The organism is Binatus soli (SeqCode), assembly GCF_050015535.1.
Lineage (GTDB): Bacteria > Desulfobacterota > Binatia > Binatales > Binataceae > Binatus > Binatus soli.
This window is the reverse complement of record NZ_JBEKBF010000001.1, coordinates 258,514-283,058: the sequence shown is the minus strand read 5'-3', so window position 1 is coordinate 283,058 and position 24,545 is coordinate 258,514. Positions and strand designations below refer to the sequence as shown.

Annotated in this window: 25 protein-coding genes; 11 read left to right on the top strand and 14 right to left on the bottom strand. The window is 62.3% G+C overall.

Annotation, left to right across the window (positions count from 1 at the left end; all coding sequences use genetic code 11):
* Positions 1 to 4 precede the first annotated feature (4 nt).
* Positions 5 to 916: a decaprenyl-phosphate phosphoribosyltransferase gene (locus ABR989_RS01405; protein WP_428125253.1), complete on the bottom strand. Its 912-nt coding sequence runs from the start codon at positions 914 to 916 to the stop codon at positions 5 to 7.
* Positions 917 to 1,047: 131 nt separating this feature from the next.
* Here ABR989_RS01405 and ABR989_RS01400 point away from each other — a divergent pair, with 131 nt between their 5' ends.
* Positions 1,048 to 2,109: a phosphotransferase family protein gene (locus ABR989_RS01400; RefSeq protein WP_428125252.1), complete on the top strand. Its 1,062-nt coding sequence runs from the start codon at positions 1,048 to 1,050 to the stop codon at positions 2,107 to 2,109.
* A gap of 2 nt (positions 2,110 to 2,111) precedes the next feature.
* On the top strand, positions 2,112 to 2,774 hold the full coding sequence (locus ABR989_RS01395) for an NUDIX hydrolase N-terminal domain-containing protein (RefSeq protein ID WP_428125251.1): 663 nt from the start codon (positions 2,112 to 2,114) through the stop codon (positions 2,772 to 2,774).
* An 82-nt stretch (positions 2,775 to 2,856) separates the two neighbouring features.
* On the opposite strand, the gene ABR989_RS01390 is transcribed toward ABR989_RS01395, so the two are convergent.
* Genes ABR989_RS01390 through polA form a run of 4 tightly spaced genes read right to left on the bottom strand, consistent with a single transcriptional unit; the run spans position 2,857 to position 7,190 of the window.
* Complete coding sequence (locus ABR989_RS01390) at positions 2,857 to 3,375, bottom strand: hypothetical protein (protein WP_428125249.1); 519 nt, start codon at positions 3,373 to 3,375, stop codon at positions 2,857 to 2,859.
* Between the two features lie 6 nt (positions 3,376 to 3,381).
* Positions 3,382 to 3,960 (bottom strand): anti-sigma factor family protein, encoded by a 579-nt coding sequence (locus ABR989_RS01385; RefSeq protein WP_428125248.1) that lies wholly within the window; start codon positions 3,958 to 3,960, stop codon positions 3,382 to 3,384.
* Between the two features lie 7 nt (positions 3,961 to 3,967).
* Positions 3,968 to 4,546, bottom strand: a complete 579-nt coding sequence (locus ABR989_RS01380; RefSeq protein WP_428125247.1) for a sigma-70 family RNA polymerase sigma factor — start codon at positions 4,544 to 4,546, stop codon at positions 3,968 to 3,970.
* Positions 4,547 to 4,589: 43 nt separating this feature from the next.
* Positions 4,590 to 7,190: a DNA polymerase I gene (gene polA / locus ABR989_RS01375; protein ID WP_428125246.1), complete on the bottom strand. Its 2,601-nt coding sequence runs from the start codon at positions 7,188 to 7,190 to the stop codon at positions 4,590 to 4,592.
* Between the two features lie 215 nt (positions 7,191 to 7,405).
* Here polA and ABR989_RS01370 point away from each other — a divergent pair, with 215 nt between their 5' ends.
* From ABR989_RS01370 to ABR989_RS01350, 5 genes are read left to right on the top strand one after another with little or no spacing between them, the layout of a single operon-like run.
* Positions 7,406 to 8,173: an ABC transporter ATP-binding protein gene (locus tag ABR989_RS01370; RefSeq protein WP_428125245.1), complete on the top strand. Its 768-nt coding sequence runs from the start codon at positions 7,406 to 7,408 to the stop codon at positions 8,171 to 8,173.
* A 15-nt stretch (positions 8,174 to 8,188) separates the two neighbouring features.
* Positions 8,189 to 8,962: an ABC transporter permease subunit gene (locus tag ABR989_RS01365; RefSeq protein WP_428125244.1), complete on the top strand. Its 774-nt coding sequence runs from the start codon at positions 8,189 to 8,191 to the stop codon at positions 8,960 to 8,962.
* 13 nt (positions 8,963 to 8,975) lie between these two features.
* Positions 8,976 to 10,535 (top strand): GldG family protein, encoded by a 1,560-nt coding sequence (locus ABR989_RS01360; protein WP_428125243.1) that lies wholly within the window; start codon positions 8,976 to 8,978, stop codon positions 10,533 to 10,535.
* A 28-nt stretch (positions 10,536 to 10,563) separates the two neighbouring features.
* Positions 10,564 to 11,982, top strand: a complete 1,419-nt coding sequence (locus ABR989_RS01355) for a DUF4340 domain-containing protein (RefSeq protein WP_428125241.1) — start codon at positions 10,564 to 10,566, stop codon at positions 11,980 to 11,982.
* Between the two features lie 33 nt (positions 11,983 to 12,015).
* A complete protein-coding gene (locus ABR989_RS01350; RefSeq protein ID WP_428125240.1) occupies positions 12,016 to 12,780 on the top strand; it encodes a hypothetical protein in 765 nt (254 codons plus the stop codon).
* Positions 12,781 to 12,783: 3 nt separating this feature from the next.
* Here the strand turns inward: ABR989_RS01350 and acpS are convergent, their stop codons facing one another.
* Positions 12,784 to 13,176 (bottom strand): holo-ACP synthase, encoded by a 393-nt coding sequence (gene acpS, locus ABR989_RS01345; RefSeq protein WP_428125239.1) that lies wholly within the window; start codon positions 13,174 to 13,176, stop codon positions 12,784 to 12,786.
* A gap of 131 nt (positions 13,177 to 13,307) precedes the next feature.
* Between acpS and ABR989_RS01340 the strand changes: the two genes are divergently transcribed.
* The gene (locus ABR989_RS01340; protein WP_428125238.1) at positions 13,308 to 13,544 is read left to right on the top strand and encodes a ferredoxin; all 237 of its coding nucleotides are present in this window, start codon (positions 13,308 to 13,310) and stop codon (positions 13,542 to 13,544) included.
* A 16-nt stretch (positions 13,545 to 13,560) separates the two neighbouring features.
* Positions 13,561 to 14,052, top strand: a complete 492-nt coding sequence (locus tag ABR989_RS01335) for a GNAT family N-acetyltransferase (protein WP_428125237.1) — start codon at positions 13,561 to 13,563, stop codon at positions 14,050 to 14,052.
* 45 nt (positions 14,053 to 14,097) lie between these two features.
* Here the strand turns inward: ABR989_RS01335 and ABR989_RS01330 are convergent, their stop codons facing one another.
* From ABR989_RS01330 to ABR989_RS01315, 4 genes are all read right to left on the bottom strand, one after another.
* A complete protein-coding gene (locus ABR989_RS01330; RefSeq protein ID WP_428125235.1) occupies positions 14,098 to 14,820 on the bottom strand; it encodes a rhodanese-like domain-containing protein in 723 nt (240 codons plus the stop codon).
* A gap of 3 nt (positions 14,821 to 14,823) precedes the next feature.
* Complete coding sequence (locus ABR989_RS01325) at positions 14,824 to 16,203, bottom strand: neutral/alkaline non-lysosomal ceramidase N-terminal domain-containing protein (protein WP_428125234.1); 1,380 nt, start codon at positions 16,201 to 16,203, stop codon at positions 14,824 to 14,826.
* A 2-nt stretch (positions 16,204 to 16,205) separates the two neighbouring features.
* The gene (locus ABR989_RS01320; protein WP_428125233.1) at positions 16,206 to 17,468 is read right to left on the bottom strand and encodes a DegT/DnrJ/EryC1/StrS family aminotransferase; all 1,263 of its coding nucleotides are present in this window, start codon (positions 17,466 to 17,468) and stop codon (positions 16,206 to 16,208) included.
* A 74-nt stretch (positions 17,469 to 17,542) separates the two neighbouring features.
* A complete protein-coding gene (locus tag ABR989_RS01315) occupies positions 17,543 to 17,842 on the bottom strand; it encodes a putative quinol monooxygenase (protein ID WP_423947376.1) in 300 nt (99 codons plus the stop codon).
* 180 nt (positions 17,843 to 18,022) lie between these two features.
* Here ABR989_RS01315 and ABR989_RS01310 point away from each other — a divergent pair, with 180 nt between their 5' ends.
* A complete protein-coding gene (locus ABR989_RS01310; RefSeq protein ID WP_428125232.1) occupies positions 18,023 to 19,165 on the top strand; it encodes an acyl-CoA dehydrogenase family protein in 1,143 nt (380 codons plus the stop codon).
* 15 nt (positions 19,166 to 19,180) lie between these two features.
* Here ABR989_RS01310 and ABR989_RS01305 read toward each other — a convergent pair whose 3' ends face one another.
* From ABR989_RS01305 to ABR989_RS01295, 3 genes are all read right to left on the bottom strand, one after another.
* Positions 19,181 to 19,456 (bottom strand): hypothetical protein, encoded by a 276-nt coding sequence (locus tag ABR989_RS01305; protein WP_428125230.1) that lies wholly within the window; start codon positions 19,454 to 19,456, stop codon positions 19,181 to 19,183.
* A gap of 98 nt (positions 19,457 to 19,554) precedes the next feature.
* Entirely contained in the window at positions 19,555 to 20,496 is a 942-nt protein-coding gene (locus ABR989_RS01300; protein ID WP_428125229.1) for a UDP-glucuronic acid decarboxylase family protein, read from the bottom strand.
* A gap of 15 nt (positions 20,497 to 20,511) precedes the next feature.
* Positions 20,512 to 21,693, bottom strand: a complete 1,182-nt coding sequence (locus ABR989_RS01295; protein ID WP_428125227.1) for a DegT/DnrJ/EryC1/StrS family aminotransferase — start codon at positions 21,691 to 21,693, stop codon at positions 20,512 to 20,514.
* A gap of 94 nt (positions 21,694 to 21,787) precedes the next feature.
* Between ABR989_RS01295 and ABR989_RS01290 the strand changes: the two genes are divergently transcribed.
* Positions 21,788 to 23,458 carry an ArnT family glycosyltransferase gene (locus tag ABR989_RS01290; RefSeq protein ID WP_428125226.1) on the top strand — a complete coding sequence of 557 codons (1,671 nt, stop codon included), beginning with the start codon at positions 21,788 to 21,790 and terminating at the stop codon, positions 23,456 to 23,458.
* Here the strand turns inward: ABR989_RS01290 and ABR989_RS01285 are convergent.
* On the bottom strand, positions 23,455 to 24,540 hold the full coding sequence (locus tag ABR989_RS01285; RefSeq protein ID WP_428125225.1) for a L,D-transpeptidase family protein: 1,086 nt from the start codon (positions 24,538 to 24,540) through the stop codon (positions 23,455 to 23,457). The two genes, ABR989_RS01290 and ABR989_RS01285, sit on opposite strands and share 4 nt — an antisense overlap.
* Positions 24,541 to 24,545 lie beyond the last annotated feature (5 nt).

Here is a 24,545-nt window from a genome sequence, read left to right as displayed (position 1 = left end):
AGTCCTAGAAGTACAACAACGCGACATCGGTGAGGATCCACAGCGCGACCGCGAGCATAAGCGGCCGATCGCTGAGCAGCGCGATGGCGGGGTCGCCGCCTTCGTTGCGCTCATCGATCAGGTACAGATAGCGCAGGATTCCGAATGCGACGAATGGCACCGTCAGATAGAGATGCCGGGTTCCGAGCCTCGCTTCGACCTCGGCAGACGCGGTGTAAATCATGTAGCTGACGAGAGCCGCGCCGGCGACGATTGAGATCATCTGATCGACCAGCCGGACGCTGTATTGCGAGAGCGCGCTGCGATGCGCGACGGCGTCGTCGCCCAGCGCAATCAGTTCGTGGCGTCTGCGCGCCAGCACCAGGAACAGCGCCAACACGAACGTGATGAAGACCAGCCACGGCGATACCTCGACGTGGATTGCGACGCCGCCGGCGAATGCGCGCAGCACGAAACCCGCCGCGACCGCGAGCACGTCGACGATCACCTGATGCTTGGCCCACAGCGAATAGCCAAGCTGAAGCGCGACGTACAGCACGGCGATCCCCACGAACGCCGGGCCCAATACGATGCTCAACACCGCCGCAATCGCTGCCAGCGACAGCGCCACCCTGCTTGCTGCGGCAACCGTGATATCGCCGTGCGCCAGCGGGCGGTCGCATTTTTCGGGATTCAGTCGATCCGCGTCGCGGTCGGTGATGTCATTGAGAACGTAACCAGCGCTCGAAAGCGCGCAGAACGCGACGAATGCGATCAGCGCAAGCACGACATCGTGGAAAACGAACAGACGCTGGCCGAATACCAACGCCGCCAATACCAGCGCGTTCTTGAGCCATTGATGGGGCCGCGCCAGGCGGATCATCGCGGCCAACTGGCCGGTGCTCTGGCTGTCGTTCAACTTTGGCGCCGCGTTCATTGCATCTCTTTGTACAGGTCTGCGCTTTGCCGTCGCAAGCCGGCGGTCGCGGAGGGGGCGGCAGCCCACTCGGGACAGCCACGTCAATTTCACTTGACCGCGAGCTGCGTTTGCGAAGACAGTACGGCTCGATGAGCACTTCGACGCAGGAAAAAACCGGACCGTCGGCCACGGTGGATCTCGCCGGCTTGAAGCGGTTCCTCGACGAGCGCAAGCTCGGCGGCACCGGTGCGCTTCGGTCCGAAAATATCTCGTTCGGCCATTCCAACGAGGTTCACCTGATTCATTTCGATGGCCATTGCTGGGCGCTGCGCCGCCCGCCGCGTGGACCGCTGCTCCCGACCGCGCACGACGTGATGCGCGAATATCGCGTGCTCAAGGCTCTCCAGGACACTCCGGTGCCGGTGCCGCGCGTATACGCTGCGTGCGACGATCCGTCATATATCGGCGCGCCGTTTTACCTGATGGAGTACGTGCGCGGCGAGGTAGTGCGAGCCGACAACCGGCATTTCGCGCAAACGCCCGAGCTTCGCCGCCGGGTCAGCGAGCAGATGGTGGATGTGCTCGTCGCACTGCAGGAAGTCGATTGGCGCGCGGTCGGTCTTGAGGGTTTCGGACGGCCTGACGGCTACCTCGAACGCCAACTCAAGCGATGGTCCGATCAGCTCGAACGCACGATTCCGCACACCCGCCCGCTGCCCGTGATGGAAAACGTCAAGGATTGGCTGCGCGCGCGAATCCCCGAGTCGCCGGCGCCCACGATTGTCCATGGGGATTACAAGCTCGACAACGTGATGTTCGACCCCGACAGCGCCCGCGCGATCGCCGTGCTCGATTGGGAGATGTCCACAATTGGCGATCCGCTGGCGGATTTCGGCTGGATGCTGACCTACTGGCCCGACCCAACCGACCGCGCATCGGGTGGCGTGATCGCCAGCATGGGCGCCGCCGAAGGATGGCTGACGCGGCGCGAGATGATCGATCGATACGAACGCCGCACCGGGCGCGCGATGCGCGATTTTCCTTTCTATCAGGCGTTCGCGCTGTTCAAGCTTGCGATCATCATGGAGGGCAGCTACGCCCGATTGGTGCGCGGACAGGCCGACGATCCCCTGTTCGCCGGCATGAAGGAGCTGGTACCCGCGCTTGCCGACGCGGCCTGGTCGGTGTGCGGCTCCGCGCCGAGTCGCTAGCGATGCCAACGCCCCATTCTGATCTGCTCGCCGAACTGGCGCGCTTCATAGAACGTATAACAGCGATCGCGCGAACCGGACTTGCCTTCAAGCCCGACGGCTTCGACTCCGAACGCTACGAGGAATTGCTCAAAGAGGCGGCCAGAATGCATGCGGTCCTTGCCGGCGCGAACGACGAAGATGCCGAAGCGTTGCGCCGGCGATGGCGCGAGCAGGTGATCGCCGGCTACGAAGGATATGTCACGGCGGCGTCGGGATGCGGCGTGATCGCATTCAACGAGCGCGACGAAATTCTGTTGATTCAGCGGCCGACCGGCAAATGGTGGTATCCCACCGGGTTCTGCGATGTCGGCGTATCGCCCGCCGAGAACGCGGCGAAAGAAGCACGCGAGGAAACCGGGCTTATCGTCGAGCCCGAGCGCTTGATCGCAGTAATCGACAGCAAGAAGTACGGCTCACCCGCCCGGCATATCTACTCGATGCTTTTCTATTGTCGAATCGTCGGTGGTGAGCTCAAGCCAAATCCGCTCGAGGCGGTTGCCGCCGGTTTCTTCCCGCTCGACCGTCTGCCGGAGCCGATGCACGGGATCGATCGCAAGTGGATTGGGCTGGCGCGCGAGTTCCACTTCGACGGCCGCGTCGCGGCGTATTTCGATCCGCTGTGATCGCGCGCCCGCGGTAGTGGCCGCGCCTGCCAACGGCTTAATACTGCGCCGCCGTCGCCACGGCCAGGGGTCACCCCTGCTGCTAGCGGGTATTTGCCTGGGCCGGGGCGCCCACCTGAGCCCGCATCGGATGCGATCCGCCGGTGCTCGCGCCAATCGAGATGATCATCATCCCCTGCTCGTAGCGCGGGCCGCCGACGATCAACGTCCCATTGTTCTTGAGCTTGAGGTCGGTGGTCATCATCGGGCGCGTTCCGTCGAACAGCACGATCTCCATCGCGATCATATCGCCGTCGATGGCGCGCGGCTGCACGTGGAGAATTTTGCCGCCCGGCAACGTGAACGCGATCATCTTGCCGCAATCGGTCTGCCCCTCGTTGTGACCGATCAGGCTGTAAGTCGAAAAGCCGAACAAACCCTGCAGCTTCTTGCCCATCGGCGCCAGCCGCGGATCGGTTCCCTCGTTGGTATCTGCGGCCATAACCGAGTCGATATAAACGGTCACCCGCTTCGGTCCCGCCTGAGCGTGCGCGAGACCCGGCGTACCGAAGGCCGCGATCGCGATGATGAGGAAGGTGAGGCTACCTGGGCGCAGCGTCATGGCGACCTAAGGCTGATCCGGCAACCAAATGACTGTCGTGTCCCTGCGAGGCTCGCTCCAGACTGCAACCGAATGGTTTTCCGACTCGAGCCGCGAGATGTCGGCATGAGAATCATTATCCGCCATTGTAGGCTCGCTGGCCGTCGCTTCCGCCACTTGATTTACGGCCGTGGCGGCTTCGTGCCCGGCGATCGAGGTGGTCGAGTGCGGCCCTCGATTGGCGAACTGCTCGGCATATGGCGTCATCAGAATTATCGTCAGGACGGCGATCGCCGCTGCCGCGCCGCCCCACGCGAAGCCGGAACCGACAGAATCCGCCTGGCGCCTCAAGTAGCGCGCGATTCTCGTCAGCACCGGCTGTGGCAGGCGATCGACGCGAGCGATTACCGCGCTCGAAAATCCAGCCAGCGACGGCTCTGCCGTAATCGATCTGAGGTCTCGTCCGAGGGTCGAGTAATCGGCGAGGATGCCGGTGCAGGATTCGCATCGCGCCAGATGAAACGCAACCTCCTGCATCTCGTTGGGCTCGAGTTCGGAGTCCTCGAACGCGCCGAGCATCATGCCTATTTCACCGCATTCAGCCATATGCCGCTCAGCTCCCGGCCACGTCCTTCAAGATGTTGCGCAGATGGGTTCGAGCATAGTGCAACCTGCTCATGACCGTTCCTCTTGGACACTGCAAAACGTCGCTGATTTCGTCGTACGACATTCCCTCGACTTCGCGTAAAAGTATCACTGCACGATGTTCCGGCGTCAACTCCTCCAGCGCTTGCTTTAGGCGCGCCGAGAGTTCACTACGGCTGACTTCCTTGAATGAGTCTCCCTGGCTGGTCGGCAACCGGCTGATTTCGTTATCGGCGTCTTCTCCATGAAGGACCACGTGGCGCCCCTCGCGGCGCCAGAAATCGATTGCGAGGTTGGCGGCGATTCGATAGAGCCAGGTTGAAAAGCTCGATCGCGATTCGAATTTGGAAAGGTTTTCATAGGCGCGAATAAATGTCTCTTGCGCCAGTTCAATCGCGTCATCCTGATTGTGCACTACTGCCAGCGCGACTCCGACCACGCGGCGCTGATAACGTTCCACCAAAACGCCAAACGCCTCGGAATCGCCCTTGCGGGAGCGATCGATTAGCTCGGCTTCATCACCGTCCTGGCGACCTGGTGTTCTCAACTTGAGTAGACGCAGGTGCGGGCGACTAAATTCAGCGGATTTTTCATGCGGCGCCGCTCATCTCAGCCCAGTTTGGTCCGGATTTCAGCTCCACCTTCAGCGGAACTTTGAGTTCGGCCACCCCCTCCATTTCGCGTTTTGCCAGCATGGCCGCCTCTCGCCACTCGTCTTTTGGCGCTTCCAGCAGTAGTTCGTCATGCACCTGCAAAATCATCCGCGTACCCAGCCCGCGCTCTCGAAGGACCCCATCCAGCCGTATCATAGCGAGTTTTATCAGGTCTGCCGCCGTGCCCTGGATGGGTGTGTTAATGGCGATTCGCTCTGCTTGCGCCCGGGCCCCGCCCGGCTGGGCGTTGAGCTCGGGCAGATAACGGCGCCGCCCGTACATCGTCGTTACGTAGCCCGTCGTGCGCGCGTTGCGAACCGTCTCATCGAGCCACGCACGCACGCCCGGCAGCCGCTCGAAGTAGCGCTTGATGTAGTCCGAGGCGTCAGCCAGCGCAATCCCGAGCTCGCCCGCCAGCCGCTGCGGCCCCATCCCGTAAATGATCCCGAAGTTTATCACCTTGGCCAGCCGCCGCGCTTCGGCGTTGACTTTGTCCGGCGTGACTCCCAGTACCTCGGTCGCGGTCCGCACGTGGATGTCCTCGCCGGTGTTGAATGCGTCCACCAATGTCTGGTCGCCTGACAGATGAGCCAGCACGCGCAGATCGATCTGGGAATAGTCGGCTGACACGAAGATGCATCCCGGCTTCGGCACGAACGCCCGGCGAATCCGGCGGCCTTCCGTGCTGCGGGTCGGGATGTTTTGCAGATTCGGATCGCTCGAGCTGACGCGTCCGGTCGCGACCAGCGCCTGATGCCAGGTCGTGTGAATTCGCCCGGTGCCCGAGCGGATCACCTCGGACAGCGCGTCGGCGTAGGTGGACTTCAATTTCGAAATCGTGCGGTATTCGATCAGCTTGCGCGGCATGGGATGCACCGCCGCGAGCTTTTGGAGCGTGTCGGCGTCGGTCGAAAATCCGCTCTTGGTTTTTTTCAGACCCTTGGCCGAAAGTTTCAGCTCGTTGAACAGCAGCTCGCGCAGCTGCGTGGGCGAGTTGAGATTGAACTCGCGGCCGGCCAGCTCGTAGCACTCGCGTTCCAGCCGATTCAGTTGCCCGGCAAATTCCTTCGAGATGATCTTGAGCGCATCGCCGTCGATGCCGATTCCTTCAGCTTCCATCGCCGCCAGCAAAGGCGCGGTCGGCATCTCGATGTCGTCGAACAGCGAAGTGAGCCCGTCGGCTTCCAGCCGCGCCGCCAGCGCTTCGCGAAGATTTCTCACCAGCTCCGCATTCGTGCCCGGTGTAGCGCCGGCGCCAAGCGGAGCCAGGTACTCGTGATACAGATCGGCCAGCGACGGCTCCGGCTTTCCCGAATTGATCAGAAAGCCCGCCAGCATCGTGTCGAAATCGACGCCTTTGAGCGTAATTCCGTGGCGGGCGAACGCTCCGATTTGAGTCTTCAGATCGTGGCACGATTTGGGCGGGCGCTCGGAGCCGAGAATCGGCGCTGCGCTCGCAATCCCGTCATGTTCGACGACGATTGTTTGGTTGGCGCTTGCGAGCTGCAGGCGGTCCTGACCGGCCTCGGCGATGGCGAGGTCAAACGCGATGCGCGGCGCGCCGGCAAGAGTTTTGAGCGCGTCGGCGAGATCTTTCCCGGTGACGGCGGGGGCAGGCTTCGCGGTCGATTCCAGACCTGGAAGTTCCACTTGCGACGGCGATATCTCGCGCAGGATCGAATGGAACTCCAACTCGCGCAGCAGTTCCGCAGCCGCGCGCTCGTCCACACCCCGCCACGCGAATTCGTCGGGCGCGACGCTCAGCGGCACATCGGTGTCGATGCGAACCAATCGTCGCGCCAGGTCCACCGCCGCGCGATGCTCGCCGAGCAGGCCCGCGATTTTTTTCGCCCCGCGAATCCCGCTCTCCTCGATACGGTCCAGGTTCTCGTAGATTTCTTTAACCCCGCCGAACTTCTGAACCAGCGCAGCGGCCGTTTTCTCGCCGACCCCCGGCACGCCTTTGATATTATCGATCGTATCTCCCGTAAGCGCCTGGATATCGACCAGCGCCGCCGGCTCGACGCCGAAGCGCTCCCTGACCTCGCGCGCTCCGATTCGCTTTTCACGGGTCGCGATCGTATCCCACAGAGTGACGTGCGGGCCGACCAGCTGCATGAAGTCCTTGTCGGCCGTGATGATCGTGACGATGAAATGCTCGTGCGCCGCGCGCTTGGCGAGCGTGCCGATCACGTCGTCGGCCTCGTATCCATCGAGCATCAGCGACTTGATCCGAAACGCCTCGACCGCGCGGTGGATATAGGGAATCTGCACGATAAGATCATTCGGCGCCTCGGCGCGGTTGGCCTTGTAGTCGGCGAACAGGTCGTCGCGAAAAGTTTTTTTCGGCGAGTCGAAGACGATCGCGATATGCGACGGGCGCACGTCCTTCAACAGCTTCAGAATCATCCGGATGAAGCCGTAAACCGCCTGGGTCGGCATCCCGCGCGACGTATTCATCGGCGGCAGCGCGAAGAAAGCGCGGAAGATGTAGCCGGAGCCGTCGACGAGAATGAGTTGCTTGCGTTCCGCGGCCATCAGTCGAAACTATCCGATACGGTTCTCAAAGCAAAAGCGCCGCGAAGGCAAATCGAAAATATTGCCCGACCTCGGATCGTTGTATTGACAGTTTGGCGTGGTGTGTTTAATTAGTCGGTTGCTCTGTTGTTGATTGAATTGCCGGGCAGGCCGCTTCGTCAATTGAAGCTGAACCGGCCACGGCGTCCCGGCGGCTGTCGAATCGGACGATCTGAATGATTGAGGTTAAAAACCTAACTAAAGCCTACGGCAACTTTGTCGCGGTAAAAGACGTATCGTTCAAAGCCGAGAACGGTTCCATCCTCGGCTTTCTCGGCCCCAACGGCGCCGGCAAGACCACCACGATGCGCATCATCACGGGCTATATGCCGGCGACTGCGGGCACCGTGCTGATAGACGGACTCGATATCTTTTCGCAATCGCTCGAAGCGCGCCGGAAAATCGGATACCTGCCCGAGAGTCCGCCGCTGTATCCCGACATGCGGGTCGAAGCCTATCTCAGGTTTGTCGCGAAACTCCGCGGCGTCCCGCGCGCGAAGATCGAGTCGGCGCTCGAGCACGTGCTCGAAGTATGCGGCCTCGCCGACATGCCGCATCGGATTTGCGGCCAATTGTCCAAGGGCTATCGCCAGCGCGTCGGCCTGGCGCAGGCGTTGATTCACGATCCGCCCGTGCTGGTACTCGACGAACCGACGATCGGTCTCGATCCGCGGCAGATTCACGAAATTCGCGGTCTGATTCACCATCTCGCGGGGAACAGAACGGTCGTGCTCTCGACGCACATCCTGCCCGAGGTCTCGCAGATCTGCGACAAGGTCGTGATCATCGCCGACGGCCAGGTGGTGCTCGAGGAATACTTGAAGAAACTCCCGGCCGGGACCTCGCTCGAAGATATTTTCCTGAACGCGATCACCAAGGAGCGTCACGACGACGCCGCGAGTGCCGAGGAAACGCTGGAGGAGGTTGGAGCGGGGCATACCTAGACCCGTGCCGCTCGAATGAAAAATTCTCTTACAATCGCGGGCAAGGAGCTCGCGGGCTATTTCCTGCAGCCGGTCGCCTACGTCGTGATGACGGTGTTTCTCCTGCTGGGCGGATTCTTTTTCTTCGCGCTGCTGCGCTACTTCGAAGTGACGCTGACCGCCTACTCCGCGATGCAAAATCCCGAGGTGTTGCAGCGCTTGAATCTCAACGAGCGGGTAATCGAGCCGATGCTGCACAACCTGGCGATCGTGCTCGTCATCCTGGTGCCGGCGATCACGATGCGAAGCTTTGCCGAGGAGAAGCGAACCGGCACGTACGAACTTTTGTTGACAGCTCCGATCCGGACCGGCGAGATCGTCGCGGGAAAGTTCATCGCGGCGGCGGCTTTTATGCTGATTATGATAGGGCTGGCCGGGATGTTTCCGCTGATCCTCGTAGCCTTCGGCAATCCCGAGGTCGGCGTGATGTTCTCCGGCTATCTCGGACTGGCGTTCCTGGCGGTCTCGTTTGTTGCGATAGGATTGTTCACCAGCTCGCTCACCCAGAATCAGATCATCGCGGCGATCAGTTGCTTCGGCCTGCTGCTGCTGCTGTTCGTCATATCGTGGCCGGCGCAGGCAGGTGGAGGGTCACTTGCGGACCTGGTGCGCTATCTCTCGCTGCCGGAGCATTTCGCACAGATGGTCACCGGCATCATCGATACGCGCGACATCGTTTATTTCCTGAGTCTAATCTTCGTGGCGCTGTTCTTGACCCAACGCTCGGTCGAGTCGGCGCGCTGGCGGTAAGGTAGAGGGGCGGATGCGGCGATCAGCGGCGCTTTACGGGATTCTCGGCCTGGTTCTGCTCTCATTCGGGCTGGTTGACTATTTCATTTCGAGCGGCTTTCGGCTGTTCGTGTGGGTCAACCTGATCTGCGGCATCTTCGCGATAGTCCTGTGGATCACTTCGAGCCGCTCCGAGCTTTCATCGATCACGACCGGGCGCTCGGCGCGTTACGGCGCCAACGCCGTCATCTACTCGGCCGCCTACATCGGGCTGCTGTTCGCGATTAACTATATCTCAACGCTCCATCATACGCGGCTGGACCTGACGGCCGAGAAGGTATTCAGTCTTTCGAGCCAGTCGGTGAACGTGGTGAAGGGTTTGCAGAAGCCGCTCAAGTTCTACGGCTTCTTTCAGGGCGGCGAGAATCCTACCGCGCGCGAACTCTACGAGACGTTTGCGTATTACTCTCCCAAGCTCACCTACGAGCTGGTCGATCCCGACAAGCATCCCGAACTCGCCGAGCGTTTCAAAGTGTCGGTGATGGGCACCACGCATATGCAGTACGGCGGCGACAATGGCGAAGGCACCAACGTCACCGAGCTCAACGAGGAAGCGCTGACTAACGCGATCATTCGCGCGACCAGGAGCAGCAAGAAGGTAGTCGAGTTCCTCGACGGGCACGGCGAGGCCGATCCCGACGATGCCGAAACCCAGTCGGGCTACGGCACCATCAAGAAAGATTTGGAAGGCGAAGGCTACGAGGTTCGCAAGCTCGAGCTCGCGCAATTGCCCAAGGTGCCCGACGACGCCAACCTGGTCGTGGTCGCGGGACCGATCAAGCCGCTCGGCCGGCACGAGATCGATTCGTTGAATGACTATCTGAAGCATGGCGGGCGCATGATCGCGATGTACCGGCCGCAGCGCCCGGACAATCCAATTGACGAAGCGGCACTGGTTAAGCTGGCGGGCGATTGGGGCGTCAAGGTCGGCAACGATATCGTGGTGGACCAGGTGATGAGGCTGTTCCAAAGTCCCGCGCTCGGCCTCAATCCGCTGGTGCAGACCTACGGCGAGCATCCGATTACTAAGGGTTTCAAGCAGCGCACCGAATTTCCGATGTCGCGATCGCTTACCGCCGAACCCGATTTGAAGCCGGGACTGACCGTCACCCCGATTGCGAACACCAGCGATACGTCGTGGGCGGAGGTCGATCTCGACCTGCTGTTCCGGCAGCAGAAGGCCGAACTGACAGCCAAGGACACGCGCGGACCGATCACGGTGGTGATGGCGGTGGACGGCAACCTGGAGCGACTCGGCTGGGGCAAGGGCGATGCGCGCATGGTGGTGTACGGCAGCACCGAGGTTGCCGAAAATCAATATGCGACGTCCTTCAACCCCGATTTTTTCATCAATAGCGCCGACTGGCTGACCGGCGAGGAAAATTCGATCTCGATCAGGCCGCGTTCTATCCGCGCGTCGCGCTTTCGTCTGACCACCGGGCAGTTCTCCATAGTGTTTGCGTTTGCGGTGCTGTTCCTGCCCGAGATGCTGCTGATTGCGGGGATCGTTGTGTGGTGGGAACGGCGCAACTGAGGCGCCCCCCTAATCCGACTCAAGTCCGATGCGGCTGCGCAACACCATTATCGTTCTGATCCTGTTTGGGGCTGTCGGCGGCTACGCCTTTATCGTCGGCCATTATTCCTCGCCGGAGGCGCAGCGCAAACTGCTCGCCGTCAAGCAGGACGATATCGCGAAAATTGAACTGCGCTATTCGGACCGGGACATCGTGCTCGGGCGCGACAAGGGCAAGCCGTGGCGGCTCGTGAAGCCTATCGGAGCCGACGCCGACCAGACGCAGGCCAACAACCTGGCGCGCGCAATCGCCGACTGCGCCGTGGTCCGCACGGCGGACGAGAAGCCGGCGGACCTCGTGCCATTCGGGCTTAAGCCTCCGACCACGACCGTCACGGTCACGACCTTCGACAAGAAAACGTTGCCCGCAATCGAAGTGGGGAAATCGACGCCGATTGGGTTCAACGCTTATGTCCGGCTCGCCGACAGTCCGGCGGTGCTGCTGACCGAAGCCGTGTTCTCGGCCGGGATGAACAAGACGGTCAACGATTTGCGCGTCCGCGACTTGATGGCATTCAAAATCGACGACGTTCAGAAGCTGATCATCGTGCGGGACAACGGACCGACGGTGGAAATCGATCGCGACGGCGACCAGTGGAAAATCGTCAAGCCCGCGCCGTACGCGGCCGACGACATGGCGGTCCGGATGGCGCTGAGCACGCTGGTCAACGCGAAGGCGTCCGACTTTATCGCCGATGCGCCCGGCAACGTCACGCAATACGGGCTCGAAAAACCGCATCTGACGGCGACGGTGGTGCTCAAGAACGGCGAGCAGCAATCGATGCTGTTCGGCTTCAAACAGAGCGAGCAGGGGAAGAGCGGAATTTACGTGCGCCGCGGAGAGCGCGCGCCGGTTTACGTCGTGGCCGAGTACGTGATGAGCAGCCTGGACAAGTCGGCGCTGGATTTTCGCGATCGAACAATTCTGAAAGTCGATCCCGAGGCGGTTGTGACGGTCAAAGTCAAAAACAGCGACGGCGACTTCACGCTCAAGCGCGCGGCGGGCGGGAAGTGGGACGTGATGGTGGGGGGCAAGACGTCGGAGGGCGATATTCCGGTCGTGGAGCGGATGCTCAATCAGTTGCGCGATCTGAAGGGCACGTCGATCGTCGCCGATCCGATGCCGAGCGCTCAGCCGTTCGGGCTGGACAATCCCGCGGCTGAAATCACGCTGGTCGGCAAGGACGGCAAGGAGCTCGGCGCGGTCAAGCTCGCGAAGATCAGCGTCAAGCCAACGACCCCGCCAATTCCCGGCGAACCGGCCGGACCGCGGACGGAGTACTACGCATCTTCAAGCGCGAGCAAAGCTGTATTCTCGCTGAGCGATTTCAGTTTCGCGCAACTCAACAAGCCTGCGCCGCTGTACATGGCAAAGGCGCCCGAGGCGGCGCCGTCGCCGGCGAAGTAGCCGGGCGTCAGGTTTCGGGCGCTGGTTCGGAGGATGAAGGCTGGTCTCCGCGGCGCAGCGGCCATCCCCTGGTTAGCGGCTGTCCTCTTTATCCTGAGCTTTCCAGTGATTGCATCGGCGGGACCTCCATATATCACGGACGACCCCGAACCCGTCGAATATCAGCACTGGGAGGTCTACGTGGCATCGCTATTCACCAAACAGCCGGATGCCTGGACAAGCACGGCGCCGCACCTGGAAGTGAATTATGGGCCGCTTCAAAACCTCCAAGTCCACGTGATCGCACCGCTGGCCCTCTACGCGCCCAACAAGGGCGCCACCAGCTACGGCTACAGCGATACCGAGCTCGGGACGAAGTTCCGCTTCGTTCAAGAGGGCGACTGGATGCCACAGATCGGTACGTATCCGATGCTGGAACTGCCGACCGGCTCCCACAGCCGGAATCTTGGCAGCGGGTACCTGCAGATGTTCCTGCCGATATGGCTCCAGAAGAGCATGGGCAAGTGGACCGCGTATGGAGGAGGCGGTTATTGGATCAATCCCGGGCCGCAAAACCACAACTGGTATTTCACCGGGTTGGTCATACAGCGTCAGGTTCTGCCAAACCTGACGCCGGGCATAGAGATCTTTCACGGCATCGAGGAAGAGGTCGGCGGTCCACATGCAACGGGTATCAATCTCGGGTTGATCTGGGACCTTAGCGGCCTTCACCACATACTTCTCTCGGCTGGTCCCGCTTTCGATGGGCAAAATCAACTCCAGGGATATTTCGCTTATATATTGACCTTTGGGCCATAGGCGTCAGGTTTCGGCGATGACGTGGGCGATGGCCTGGGCGCCGGTATGCGTGATGCTCAGATGAAAGCGCGCGATCTGTTTTGTTTGCGCGAACGCCGCCGCCTTGCCCGATAGCGCGATGGTCGGCGCTTTGCCGCGCTCGCGCACGACTTCGATCTCACTCCATCCGACGTTGCGGTTCCATCCCGTGCCGAGCGCTTTCATCGTCGCTTCCTTGGCGGCGAAGCGCGCGGCGTAGCTCTGGTAGCGGGGACGCCCGCGCGACTCGCAGTACCTGACCTCGGCTGCCGTGAAGACGCGGGCGCGAAAACGCTCGCCGGTGGCGGGCCGCGTGAGCGCGCGCTCGATCCGTTCGACCTCGATAACGTCGATTCCGGTGCCGGCGATTTGCCCCATCGCGAATGAGTATCAGCCGCGCCGCGGGCGGATTCAATTGCGAGCGCGCACGACCGGGTGATTGAAGCAGTGGAATACTTGCGACGCGCCGAGTGCGGATTCTATTCTTCATCCACAACGCGGAGGCAGCGATGGCGAAGTTTTTTTCGATCACAGTGAACAAGACCCGTTGCATCGGCAGCGGCGACTGCGTGGAAACGGCGCCCGCCGTGTTTCAACTCGGCGCGGACGGCAAGTCCGAAGTCGTCAACGCATCGGGCGCCGGCGACTCGATAATTATTTCGGCGGCGCGTTCGTGTCCGGTCAAAGCGATCACGGTGGTGGACGAAGACGCCGGCGTGCAGCTTTTTCCGCCGCCGAAGAAGTAGCCTTACGGATCGCGCCATGGCCATACGCAGGCGTCGCGCAGGCGAACTCGTAATCGAGCAGACGCGCGACCTCGCGCGCGTGCGCGAAATGCTCGCGCGAGCCGGCATGATGACGGACGGAATCGAATGGCCGGCCGCGTGTTACATCTTTGCGTATGTCGGCGATGAAGCGGTCGGAGCGATCGGCGTCGAGTCGAAGATCGACGCGGCGCTGATACGTTCGCTGTACGTGAATGAATCGATGCGCCGGCGTGGAATTGGCGGCGCGTTGATCGCGGCGGCACGCAAGGCTGCGCACACGCGCGGCGCGCGTCATCTGTACCTGTTCAGCACCGATGCGGGCGGTTTCTTCCGGCGGCACGGTTTCGCGACGGTGGCCGTCGCCGACGTGATCGCCGCGATCCCCGGCGTGCCGCAGGTCGAGTACTATCGCGCGCGGCCCGAGGAGCTTGCGCACGAGGTCGCGTACCATCTGGATATTTCGGGCGATGGAGTGATCGAGAGATAGCAGCGGCAGGCCCCTGCACCCGAGTCAGGAGGAACGGGAGAGGGACTACTGAGCTTGAGACGCGAGGTAGCGGCCGAGGTATTTTCCCATCGCGGTCGTCACAATCAGGTACGGATTCGAAGCCATCAGTTTCGCAGCGAGTCGCGGCGTCATGTCGGGGCGAATCGTTTGCGGAGCGGGATTCATCGCAGCGAGCGCGCGCGGCGCGGACTCGGATTGTTCGATCGCGCCGAGCAGGACTCCTTCGGGACTGAGCACGACGGCGCGCGGCGTCGGCGAATCGGGCGAGGCCGGCGAGGCGGAGTCTTCAGGGCCGAGGCGGAGGAGGTCGTCGCGCATAAACTCGCCGACGCGCACGCGGTCCGAACAGCGAATCCAAAATGAGCGCAAGCCGGGCGCGAGATTGTTGATGAAATAGGGAAGCGCGCGCATCCGCTCTGAGAGCGGGGCCGGGGGATCGGTGGGCAATCCGCGGACGATCCAATCGGCCTTGCCGCGGAAGTAGTGGCGGACGTCGGTGAATCCCAGCATCTCGAGCTGCGCCGCGGCTCGCGCGCCAAGGTCGCACAAGGAATCGCGGCAATAGACGACGACCGGGCGCGTGCGGTGCAAAGACGGGGTCGCGTCGCGGATGATGCAGCGGAGCGGAATGTGAACGGCGCCGCGAATGTGCGCGGCGGTGAACTCGTGCGACGGAAGCACGTCAACGATTTGCACGCCGTCGGACGCGCGCATCCGGGCAAGCTCGCGATGCCGAATCTCGCGCACGAGTTACGCGCGCATCGCGGCGAGAGCGGAGAGGGCAGTATCGACGATCGTCTCGCCGCTACCGGCGGCGATCCGCGCGGTATCGACTTCATAACCGCCCTCGGCGTACGCGGCACGGGTGGGAATATATCCGATCAGGTCGTTGCAGTAGCCGACCACAAAAGTTTGATCGAAGTACGGATTTGCCTTTATCGCGAGGCCGAGCTCGACGAAAAGTTCGCCCGGGACCCCGACGATGGCGAGATTCCCGATGGTGATGACGGTCAGCGCGGTGGCAAGCTCGCGGCGCGCCATATCAACGCGGCGGTCGCGGCGATTTTGCTCCTCGAGGGCTTCCAGAGCGCTCAGCGCCGAAAGCGATTGTGCATGATGGTCGCGCAGGCGTTTCAACTGATAGCCGTCGCCGCCGCGATGGTTGTCGAGCGAGGCCTGGGTCTGGGCGGCGCAATCGCGCGCGATGGCGAGGTCGGCGCCGAGATCCTTGAGCTTGAGGCGAAGCGGGATTTTGCGGGCGGCGATCTTTACCTCACCGATCCCGGCGTAGCCGATCGGGGGCGCGTGCTCGAGCGCGTCGAACGCGCCGCGACCCATCGCGCGGCCGTATTTTTCGGCGACATCGAAATTGCCGCGGCTGCGCGGATCGATGTTGCCGGTCGCGCCCTGGAGGAAAATCGATATTGGGCGCGGGCCGGCGCCGGAGCCGGCCGCGCTTTCGATTTCGTCCATCGCAAAGCCGGGCCAGTCGCGCGAGTAGAGCAGGTTGTCCTCACACAGCACGACACCGTGGCACGGATAGTTCATGAGGAACGCGACTGGACTTCCATCCGGGCGGTACGCGCCGAGGGCTATGACTTCGGCGTCAGCCGGCCCGGAGCGGTTGGCGGCAAGCTGAATTTGCCGGTCCGGACGCATCAGGCGGCGATTGATTCCGAACGTGAATCGGGCAGAGGCAGCGCGGAGCATCGCGGGCTCGAGACGTTCGTGCGCCTGAATGATGGCGGATGCGATCTTTCCGGGCAGCGCGCGCTCCCATCCGAGGTCGCGGCCGGCGGCGGGAATTGCCGCGGCGCGCGGAGTCGCGAAGATGTTGAAGGCGGGCGCGGAATGGGTGTGAGTGGCGCAAATCAGGATCGAATCGGCGGGGATGCCGGTGTCGGCGGCGACGCGCTCGCGGATGTCGTCGGCGATGCGAATCCCGATCGCCAGCACGTCAACGCCGGCGATGGCGACTTTCGCGCCGCCGTCCTCGAGCACGAGCGCATTCGCGGCGAGGTCGTCGTGCACGCCGGTCGCAGGGCCGACGCGGTTGCCGTAGCCGATCATCGCGAGACCGACCGGCGGGTCGAGCTTTACTCGCGCGGCGCCGGCGTGGAGGGGACGCATAGCTAGCTCGATTTGTCGAGATTGGCTGCGGCGAGCTCGGCCGCTCTGGAAGCCACTTTTGCGGCTGCGGCGACGATGTCGTCAACGTCGCGGTCGTCGCCGAGCAGGCATTCGTGCGGTATCGCGGCCATCGCGTACTCGAAAAGGCGTTCGGCGACCGGACAATCGATCGAGGTCCTCTCGAGGTTGGAAGCGCCTGCAAGTTCGCACGCTTTTCGATAGGCGGCAGACTCGCGCGGAAAGAGTGCGGACCGATAAACGGGGTCGTTGCCGACGCCGCATGGAATGCCCTCGGCGCGCATCGCGCGGACGAATCGGTTGCGCGACAGGCCGAGCGCGGATTCATAGACGAGAAAAACGAACGCGTAGATGACTTCGCGCGTGACGCGTGGATCGCGCGCGATGGGGCTAATCCCCCTGATTGCGCCGAGTCCTTCGCGCAGGCGGGCGGCAGCGCGGCTCTTGCGTTCGATCTGTTCGGGAAGGCGCGCGAGTTGCGCGAGCAGAATTCCGCATTGCCATTCCGTCATCCGGTAGTTCGCGCCCATCAACGGACCCTCGAAAGTGTCGCCGGGGCGGCGACGCCCGCAATTGATGAGCGACTGGCATCGTTGCTCGAGGTCGGGGTCGTCGGTCGTGATCATTCCACCTTCGCCCGCGGTCATCGGCTTGGTGGACTGAAAACTAAAGCATCCGAGAGCGCCATGAGTGCCGACGCCGCGCTCGCGCCATCGAGCACCCGGGACGTGGGCGCAATCCTCGACGAGCGGAATGGAATGCGCGCGCGAAATTTCCGCAAGTGCGTCGAGATCGGCGAGCGACGCGCCGTAGTGGACGGGGATGATCGCCTTGGTGCGGCGCGTGATCAGCCGCGTGACGGAATCCGGATCGATGCATGCGTTGGCGGCGCTGACGTCGGCGAAGATCGGACGCGCCATGCATGCGACGGCAGCATAGGGGGTCGCGGCGAAGGTGAGTGCGGGAACGATGACCTCATCGCCGGCGCCGATGCCGAGCGCCTTGAGCGCGACTTCGAGCGCGCTGGTGCCGGAAGTGGTAGGAATGGCGAAGCGGGCGCCCTGATACGCGGCGAATGCGGCGGCGAACTCGGCGGCCTTGCGATTGGGGCTGGGGAAGCCGCCCCAGTTGGACGAGTTGAGGACGTCGTCGAGCTGCTCACGCTCGCGGGCGTCGAAGACCGGCCACGTCGGGAAGGGGCGGGTGCGAAGGGGCTGGCCGCCCAGGATTGCAAGAGTGGATGGCATCGAAGTTAAACGATTACTTTAAGTACCAAAATATCCGCACCTCAGGCGCCTCGCTGCGCCGGGCGGCCGTGACGCTACTTGCGCGCGACTTCTTCGAGCACCGCAATCTCGGGACGTCCGGCGAGCAGGCCGCCGATTTTTCCGCCGAATGCCCTCATGTGGTCGGTCTTGCCGTGGGAATCGAGCGCAGCCTGATCCTGGTAAACCTCGTAGTAGGTGAATTCGGTCGGGTCCTTGGTGTTCTTGTGGAGGACATAGGCGAGGGTGCCGGGCTCGGAAGTTTTCACCGTCGCGATCATTTCCTTTCCTGCGGCTTCGAACGCGGCTTCGCTGCCGGGCTTCACTTTAAGTTTTGCAATCACAGTAATCGGCATCGTGGGTCTCCTTGAAAGATCAATTCAACTACCGTCGTATTCGGACGCGCGCGGAATTTCAAGGCGAATCGAAGCGCGGCGCGGCGGCTCTTTCCTTGCAGCGCGCGGTCGGTTAACGGTTAAAAGCCAATTGCGGCGACGCGACGATCGATCACAGCCGGGATCGTGGAGAATAATAATATGCTTGGTTTCGATTTGACCGACGAACAACGCGAACTGAAAGAGCTGGCGCACAGGTTTGCCGAACAGGAAATAATTCCGCGCGCGCGCGAATACGACGAGAAGGAAATTTTTCCGGTGGACGTGTGCGAGAAAGCGTTCGCGGCGGGGCTGATGAACTTTGGAGTGCCGAAGGAGCTGGGCGGACCGGGACTCGGCGTGCTCGACACGTGCCTGATCGTCGAGGAGCTGAACTACGGATGCTCGGGAATCTCGAACGCGGTGGGCGCCAACGACCTCGCGACGCTGCCGATTCTAATCGCGGGCAACGATGAGCAGAAGCGGACCTACCTGGGGCAGTTGGTGAAGAAGCTGACGTTTTGCGCGTTCGCGATCACCGAGCCGGGCGCGGGATCGGATGTTGCCGCGATGAGTACGGCGTACCGGCGCGAGGGCGACGAGTTCATCATCAACGGCACCAAGCATTTCATCTCGAACGGATCGGGCGCGGACTGGTACGTCACGTTTGCGACGTCGGACAAGCGGCTCAAGCACAAGGGCATCTCGTGCTTCGTGTTTCCGTCGAGCGTGCCGGGAATCACGCGCAATCGGATGCACGGGAAACTCGGGCAACGCGCAGCCGACACCGGCGAAATTTTTTACGAGGACGTGCGAATACCCGCCAGCGCGCTCGTCGGACGCGAGGGCGAGGGTTTCAAGTACGCGATGGCGACGTTCGATCACAGCCGGCCCGAGATTGGCGCGATCGCGATTGGGATTGCGCAGCGCGCGCTCGACGAATGCCTCAAGTACTCGAAGCAACGGAGCGCGTTCGGGCAGCCGATCGCAAACTTTCAGGCGATTCAGTTCATGATGGCCGACATGGCGATCGAAATCGAAGCGATGCGGCTGCTGACGTACAAGGCGGCGTGGCTGGTCGATCGCGGCCAGGGCGCCAACACGATTTCGGCCTACGCGAAGGCATTCAGCGCCGATGCGACGATGCGGATCACGACCGACGCCGTGCAGATTTTCGGCGGCTACGGCTACATGAAGGATTATCCGGTGGAGAAGCTGATGCGCGACGCGAAGTTGCTGCAGATCTACGAGGGCACGTCGCAGATCCAGCGCGTCGTGATCGCGCGCAACCTGCTCAAGGAGTGAGCGCGGCGCGCGGGGTCAATTCGCGGGCACGACGGGATGCGGGATCGGCGGGTCCTGGCCGGCGGGCTCGCTGCCGGTGATCGCGCCGACGTATTCACCCTCGTGGTACACGTCAACCTGGCCGGTGGTCGGATCGGGAAATAGATTCCATTCGTCAGGCGGCGGCACATCAGATGGCGGCACATACACGGCCGGTGCAGGCGCAGGAGGAGCCGGCGGCGCCGCCGAGCATGAGGCGATCGCGATCGACAAAAGCAGGGGTAACGCGGCTCGCGAAATCCTTCTATTCATGGTGCGGCGCTGGTTCGCGCAGACGGGACTTAAAATTATCTTGTCGCCGGATTGCACGAATCGCAAGCGGCGTGGCGCGCGCGCGAGAGCGGCAAGCGTTATTTGCGCGGGAGGCCCAGGACTTCGCGGAAGTGATGGATTGTTTTTTCGAGGCCGGGCCGAAGTGCGGTATGCGGCTGCCAGCCGAGGAGCTTTTTCGCGAGCTCGATATCTGGTTTGCGGCGGACGGGATCGTCGGCACGGCGCGGCTTGAAGACGACTTTCGAGGAGCTGTCCGAGAGTTCGATGGCGAGCTTGGCCAGTTCCGCGATTGTGAATTCGTCGGGGTTGCCGATGTTCACCGGGCCGATGTGCGACTCCTGATTCATCATGCGCACGAGCGCGTCGATGATGTCGTCAACGTAGGCGAACGAGCGGGTCGAAGCGCCGTCGCCGTAGATCTCGAGGTTCTCGCCGCGCAGTGCGGCCACGCAGAAGTTGGAAACCACGCGGCCGTCGTTGATCGCCATCCGCGGACCGTAAGTGTTGAAGATCCGCACGATGCGGGTGTCGACGTTGTTCTGCCGGTGATAGTCCATCATGAGGCATTCGGCGACGCGCTTGCCCTCGTCATAGCAGGAGCGCACGCCGATCGGGTTGACGTGGCCCCAGTACGACTCGGTTTGCGGATGCTCCTCGGGATCGCCGTAAACCTCGCTGGTCGAGGTGAGCAGGATGCGCGCGTGCACGCGCTTGGCAAGGCCGAGCATGTTGATGGTGCCCATCACGCTGGTCTTGATGGTCTTGACCGGGTTGTACTGGTAGTGCACGGGCGAGGCAGGGCAGGCGAGGCTGAAGATGCGATCGACCTCGAGCAGGATGGGCTCGACGACGTCATGGCGGATAAATTCGAAATTCCGATCGCCGAGCAGGTGCATGATGTTGGCGCGCTTGCCGCTGAAGAAGTTGTCGAGGCAGATGACCTCGTGGCCGTCTTTGAGCAAGCGCTCGCATAGATGAGAGCCGAGGAATCCCGCGCCGCCGGTTACCAGTGCTCGCACGGTTGTTCTCCAGGGTCAGCGGCGGTTTTCGCGGGCGATCGCGAGAACGGTTTCGATTACGTAGGCGACATCTTCGTCGGTCATCGAGGCGTAGATGGGAAGCGACAGGCAGCGGCTGAAGATCTCTTCGGCGACCGGAAAATCGCCGTTGCGGTAGCCGTAGGAGCGCTGATAGTAGTCCATCGTGTGCAGCGGGATGCAGTGCACGGAGCATCCCACGCCGCGCTCGCGCAGTATCTCGATGAACTGGTTGCGGCCGAGCTTGAGGCGCTCGGGCCGGATGCGCAGCACGTAGAGATGCCAGGCGTGCTCGATCCCCGGCTCGGAGTAGGCGGCCTGGAGAGCGTCGTCGGCGCGAAACGCCTCGTTGTAGGCGCGCGCGATCTCGCCACGGCGGCGCATGAAGCCGTCCGCGCGCTTGATCTGGGCCAATCCGATGGCGGCGTGCACGTCAGACAGGTTGTATTTGAAACCCATGTCGTGGATTTCGTAGTACCACGAGCCGCTCTTGTCGTAGCGCTTCCACGCGTTCTTGTCCATTCCGTGCAGGCTGGCGACGGCGATTTTTTCGGCCAGCGCGTCGTCGGCGGTGGTGATCATGCCGCCCTCGGCGGTGGTGAAATTCTTGGTCGCGTAGAAACTGAAACAGGTGAGGTCGGCGATGGTGCCGATCTTCGTCATCCCGCGCCCGTCCATGTGGCGCGCGGAGCCGGCCGCGTGCGCGGCATCCTCGACAATTTTCAAATTGTAGTTGCGCGCGATTTTGAGGATCCAATCCATGTCGCAAGCCTGGCCGCCGAAGTGCACGGGCAGGATCGCGCGGACCCGTTTGTTGGCGCCACTCTCGAGCGCCTCCTCGATGCGGGCCGGGTTGATGTTGAAGGTGCCGGGATCGACGTCAACGAATACCGGACGCGCGCCGAGGTAGCCGAGAACCTCGGCGGTCGCGGTGAAGGTAAACGGCGTCGTGATAACTTCGTCGCCAGGGCCGATGCCGAGCGCCCATAGCGAAAGATGAAGCGCGCCGGTGCAATGCGCAACGGCCAGCGCGTGTTTCGCGCCGACGTAGCCCGCGAACTCCTGCTCGAAGCGCTTGGCCTTGGGGCCGGTGGTGATCCATCCGGAGCGCAGCGCCTCGAGCACCTCGCGCTCCTCGTCGGGTCCGATAGACGGACGATAAAATGCTACTTCTCGCATCGTGTATGCTTCCGTTGAAATCAGCGCAATCCCGTTGGTTGAGTTAGCTTCGGAGTATAAGGGATAGGTCAAAAGCGGAGCAAGGCGGAAGTCGATGAGGCGCGCAGGATGGGCCGCGGCAGCGGTGGTGGTCGGATGGTACGTGTTCGCGCTGGCGATATTGCATCCGCTCACCGACGCGCCGGTGGTGGATAGCTGGTTGTACGACTCTGCCGTGCGGCGTTTTCTGCGCACCGGCGAGATCAGGTTTGCCGGCTTCACGCAGGCGATGCCGATAGCGCAGGTGATCTACGGCGCGGCTTGGTCGCGCGTGTCCGGCGCGAACTCGGTGTCGCTGGAAATCTCGGTAGTGACGCTGGCGGTGCTGTGCGGAGTGATGTTCCATGCGCTCGCGATCAAATGCGGGGCGTCGCGATGGCAGGCGCTGGCGGCGACGGGGCTGCTGATCTGCAATCCTTGTTTCACCTTCCTGAGTTTTTCGTTCATGACCGAGATTCCGTTCCTGACGATGCTGGTCGCAGCGCATCTGGCGTTCGCCAGGGCCGAAGGTCGGCGCGAGGATTTGTGGCTGTGGATAGCGGCGGCGCTGGCGGTGATCGCTTTCATGATTCGGCCGTTCGGTGCGATGGCGATAGCCGGGTGCGTGGGCGCGATGCTGCTTTACGGCGCGGGGTGGCCGGCAACGCGTCGTTTGGATCGCGCGCGGTGGATCAAGATGATGGCGCCGTTCGCAGTGGCGCTGGCGGTTTGCACGGGGCTGTGGGTCTGGCTGACGGTGCTGGGTCCGAAGCCATGGGCCCTGCAGATTGACGAACATCACTTCGCCTACATTTTCCGCGTTCCGCTGGCGAACTACCTCCGCGCGGGCGTGCTCGGTCCTGCCCTTTACCTGGGCATGGTGCTTTCGCCGCTTGCGCTTCTACAGTTGACGACGCCGCGATGGCGCCGGGTGGTGATGGGCGGCGCTGGAATTTTCGCAGCCGCGCTGATCCTGATGTGGATGGACAATCGGTTGCCCGTGACGCCGGAGTGCAGTTGCTTCGGCGGGTGGCGCAACGCGCTGATACTGCGCGGGGGTTCGAGTCGTTTTTCATGGGACGGAAACTGGCAATATGCGTTCCTGACGCTGGCAAGTTTTGGCGCGGCCGGACTTATCGCCGCGTTCGCGGAAATCTTCAGAACTCTTTCACGGACGGCTGCCGCGATTGTGATAGCGGCGATAATTTATTGGGCGGCGACCATACCGCTGTGGTTTTACAACGACCGCTACTACCTGGTGATGGTCCCGGCCGGCGCAATCGTGCTTGCACTTGCGCCGCTGCCTCGAAGCAGGATGGTCAAGGCGGCAGGATTCGCGATGACACTCGCGATGGGCCTGATGTCGCTCGGCGGGACGTATGCCTATCAACGTGGAATGGCGGTAATACTCGCAACGCGCAACGAACTGGAGCGCGAACGAGTTCCGCGCTCGGCGATCGACGCCGGTTACGCGCTCAACGGCGAAGATCTCTATCGCTATCCCAAGCATGGGATTGAAACGATGAAGTTCGAAGCTGGAATCCCGATGATTACGTCGGAGAAAGTGGATGAATACACGATCGCGAGCGAGCCTATCGCCGGCACCGACGTCGTGCGGCGGCTTAAGTGGCCGGGACCGTTCGGCCTGGGCCATCGCTACTTTTACTTGGTGAAAAAGCAGGTCGCGGCTGGCAACGGCAGCAATCCGCCCAATGAGCCGCCAGCCGCCCCGCCGCCGCGCAACTAACTGGCGCCGCCGGGCGCGGGTCCCGGCATCACATAGGTCGGGACACCGGTTTTCTGTTCGACAGCTTTTTCGAGCTTCTGCATATCGACCTGGTCGGTAATTCCCAGCCGATCGGCTTCCTTGTGCGCGTACGCCCACAGGCCGGCGTAACGGCCGTAGAGATCGTCGTGGACCTCGACGTAGAGTGAGTCGCCGCGCCATCCAAACTTCACGGGCTGATAGACGAACATCCCGGGCGTGCCGATTTTCACCTTGTTGAAGAGGCGCTCGATGTCCTCGGGATACAGCCGGATGCATCCGTGGCTGACTTCCATGCCGACGCCCCACGGCACGTTGGTGCCATGCAGGGCGTACTGGGGGATAGTCAGTTCGATGCGGTAATGGCCGAGAGGATTGTCGGGATCGTCGCCGGAGACAACATGCTCGGCTTCGCCGTCACGCTCGAGATGTTCCTCGTAGATGTCGTCGGGCACCACCCAGGTCGGATTGCGGGTCTTGCCGCGGACCGTAAAATCTCCGACCGGCGTTTTCCAATCGAAACGTCCCAGCCCGACCGGAAACGTGTACACCACCGACGGCCTGACTCCGCCCGGAGAGTGCTTCTTGCCCGTGACGAATTTGGCGGGCGTTACCTTGTCCTTGTCTTTGCGATGGAGCGGTCCGATCGGCGACGGAAAATAATAGTACAGCCGCATCTCGGGGATGTTCAGCACGATCCCTACGTGCGGCGTATCGGGAAGGATGTGCTCGTCGGGCAGAATGATCTGCCTGCCGGCCGGGGGCCCCCACCAGTCGATTCCGCCATTTGCGTTCGAAATTTCCTTGGCCGTCACGCCGAACCATCGCCCGACGTCGAGCAGCGTGTCGCCCTTCTGGATTTCGTACGTAATGAGATTGCCGATGATGTCGTCCTTGCCGTGAGGAAGCGGGTAGGCATAGAGCGGGCGACGCTCGAATTCGTCTTCGGTCCACGCGCCATTGGCAGCCGGGATCGCGACCAACGCGATCAGGAGCAGGGCGGGGAAGAATCGAATCGCGATATCAATGAAGCGCTTCATGAACTCCCAGGCGGGGTTGGCCAAAATCG

Bases quoted from the DNA above. Each gene is read 5' to 3' on its own strand.
- ABR989_RS01405 (WP_428125253.1), bottom strand. From the start codon at position 916: ATGAACGCGGCGCCAAAGTTGAACGACAGCCAGAGCACCGGCCAGTTG.
- ABR989_RS01400 (WP_428125252.1), top strand. From the start codon at position 1,048: ATGAGCACTTCGACGCAGGAAAAAACCGGACCGTCGGCCACGGTGGAT.
- ABR989_RS01395 (WP_428125251.1), top strand. From the start codon at position 2,112: ATGCCAACGCCCCATTCTGATCTGCTCGCCGAACTGGCGCGCTTCATA.
- ABR989_RS01390 (WP_428125249.1), bottom strand. From the start codon at position 3,375: ATGACGCTGCGCCCAGGTAGCCTCACCTTCCTCATCATCGCGATCGCG.
- ABR989_RS01385 (WP_428125248.1), bottom strand. From the start codon at position 3,960: ATGGCTGAATGCGGTGAAATAGGCATGATGCTCGGCGCGTTCGAGGAC.
- polA (WP_428125246.1), bottom strand. From the start codon at position 7,190: ATGGCCGCGGAACGCAAGCAACTCATTCTCGTCGACGGCTCCGGCTAC.
- ABR989_RS01370 (WP_428125245.1), top strand. From the start codon at position 7,406: ATGATTGAGGTTAAAAACCTAACTAAAGCCTACGGCAACTTTGTCGCG.
- ABR989_RS01365 (WP_428125244.1), top strand. From the start codon at position 8,189: ATGAAAAATTCTCTTACAATCGCGGGCAAGGAGCTCGCGGGCTATTTC.
- ABR989_RS01360 (WP_428125243.1), top strand. From the start codon at position 8,976: ATGCGGCGATCAGCGGCGCTTTACGGGATTCTCGGCCTGGTTCTGCTC.
- ABR989_RS01355 (WP_428125241.1), top strand. From the start codon at position 10,564: ATGCGGCTGCGCAACACCATTATCGTTCTGATCCTGTTTGGGGCTGTC.
- ABR989_RS01350 (WP_428125240.1), top strand. From the start codon at position 12,016: ATGAAGGCTGGTCTCCGCGGCGCAGCGGCCATCCCCTGGTTAGCGGCT.
- acpS (WP_428125239.1), bottom strand. From the start codon at position 13,176: ATGGGGCAAATCGCCGGCACCGGAATCGACGTTATCGAGGTCGAACGG.
- ABR989_RS01340 (WP_428125238.1), top strand. From the start codon at position 13,308: ATGGCGAAGTTTTTTTCGATCACAGTGAACAAGACCCGTTGCATCGGC.
- ABR989_RS01335 (WP_428125237.1), top strand. From the start codon at position 13,561: ATGGCCATACGCAGGCGTCGCGCAGGCGAACTCGTAATCGAGCAGACG.
- ABR989_RS01325 (WP_428125234.1), bottom strand. From the start codon at position 16,203: ATGCGTCCCCTCCACGCCGGCGCCGCGCGAGTAAAGCTCGACCCGCCG.
- ABR989_RS01320 (WP_428125233.1), bottom strand. From the start codon at position 17,468: ATGCCATCCACTCTTGCAATCCTGGGCGGCCAGCCCCTTCGCACCCGC.
- ABR989_RS01315 (WP_423947376.1), bottom strand. From the start codon at position 17,842: ATGCCGATTACTGTGATTGCAAAACTTAAAGTGAAGCCCGGCAGCGAA.
- ABR989_RS01310 (WP_428125232.1), top strand. From the start codon at position 18,023: ATGCTTGGTTTCGATTTGACCGACGAACAACGCGAACTGAAAGAGCTG.
- ABR989_RS01305 (WP_428125230.1), bottom strand. From the start codon at position 19,456: ATGAATAGAAGGATTTCGCGAGCCGCGTTACCCCTGCTTTTGTCGATC.
- ABR989_RS01295 (WP_428125227.1), bottom strand. From the start codon at position 21,693: ATGCGAGAAGTAGCATTTTATCGTCCGTCTATCGGACCCGACGAGGAG.
- ABR989_RS01290 (WP_428125226.1), top strand. From the start codon at position 21,788: ATGAGGCGCGCAGGATGGGCCGCGGCAGCGGTGGTGGTCGGATGGTAC.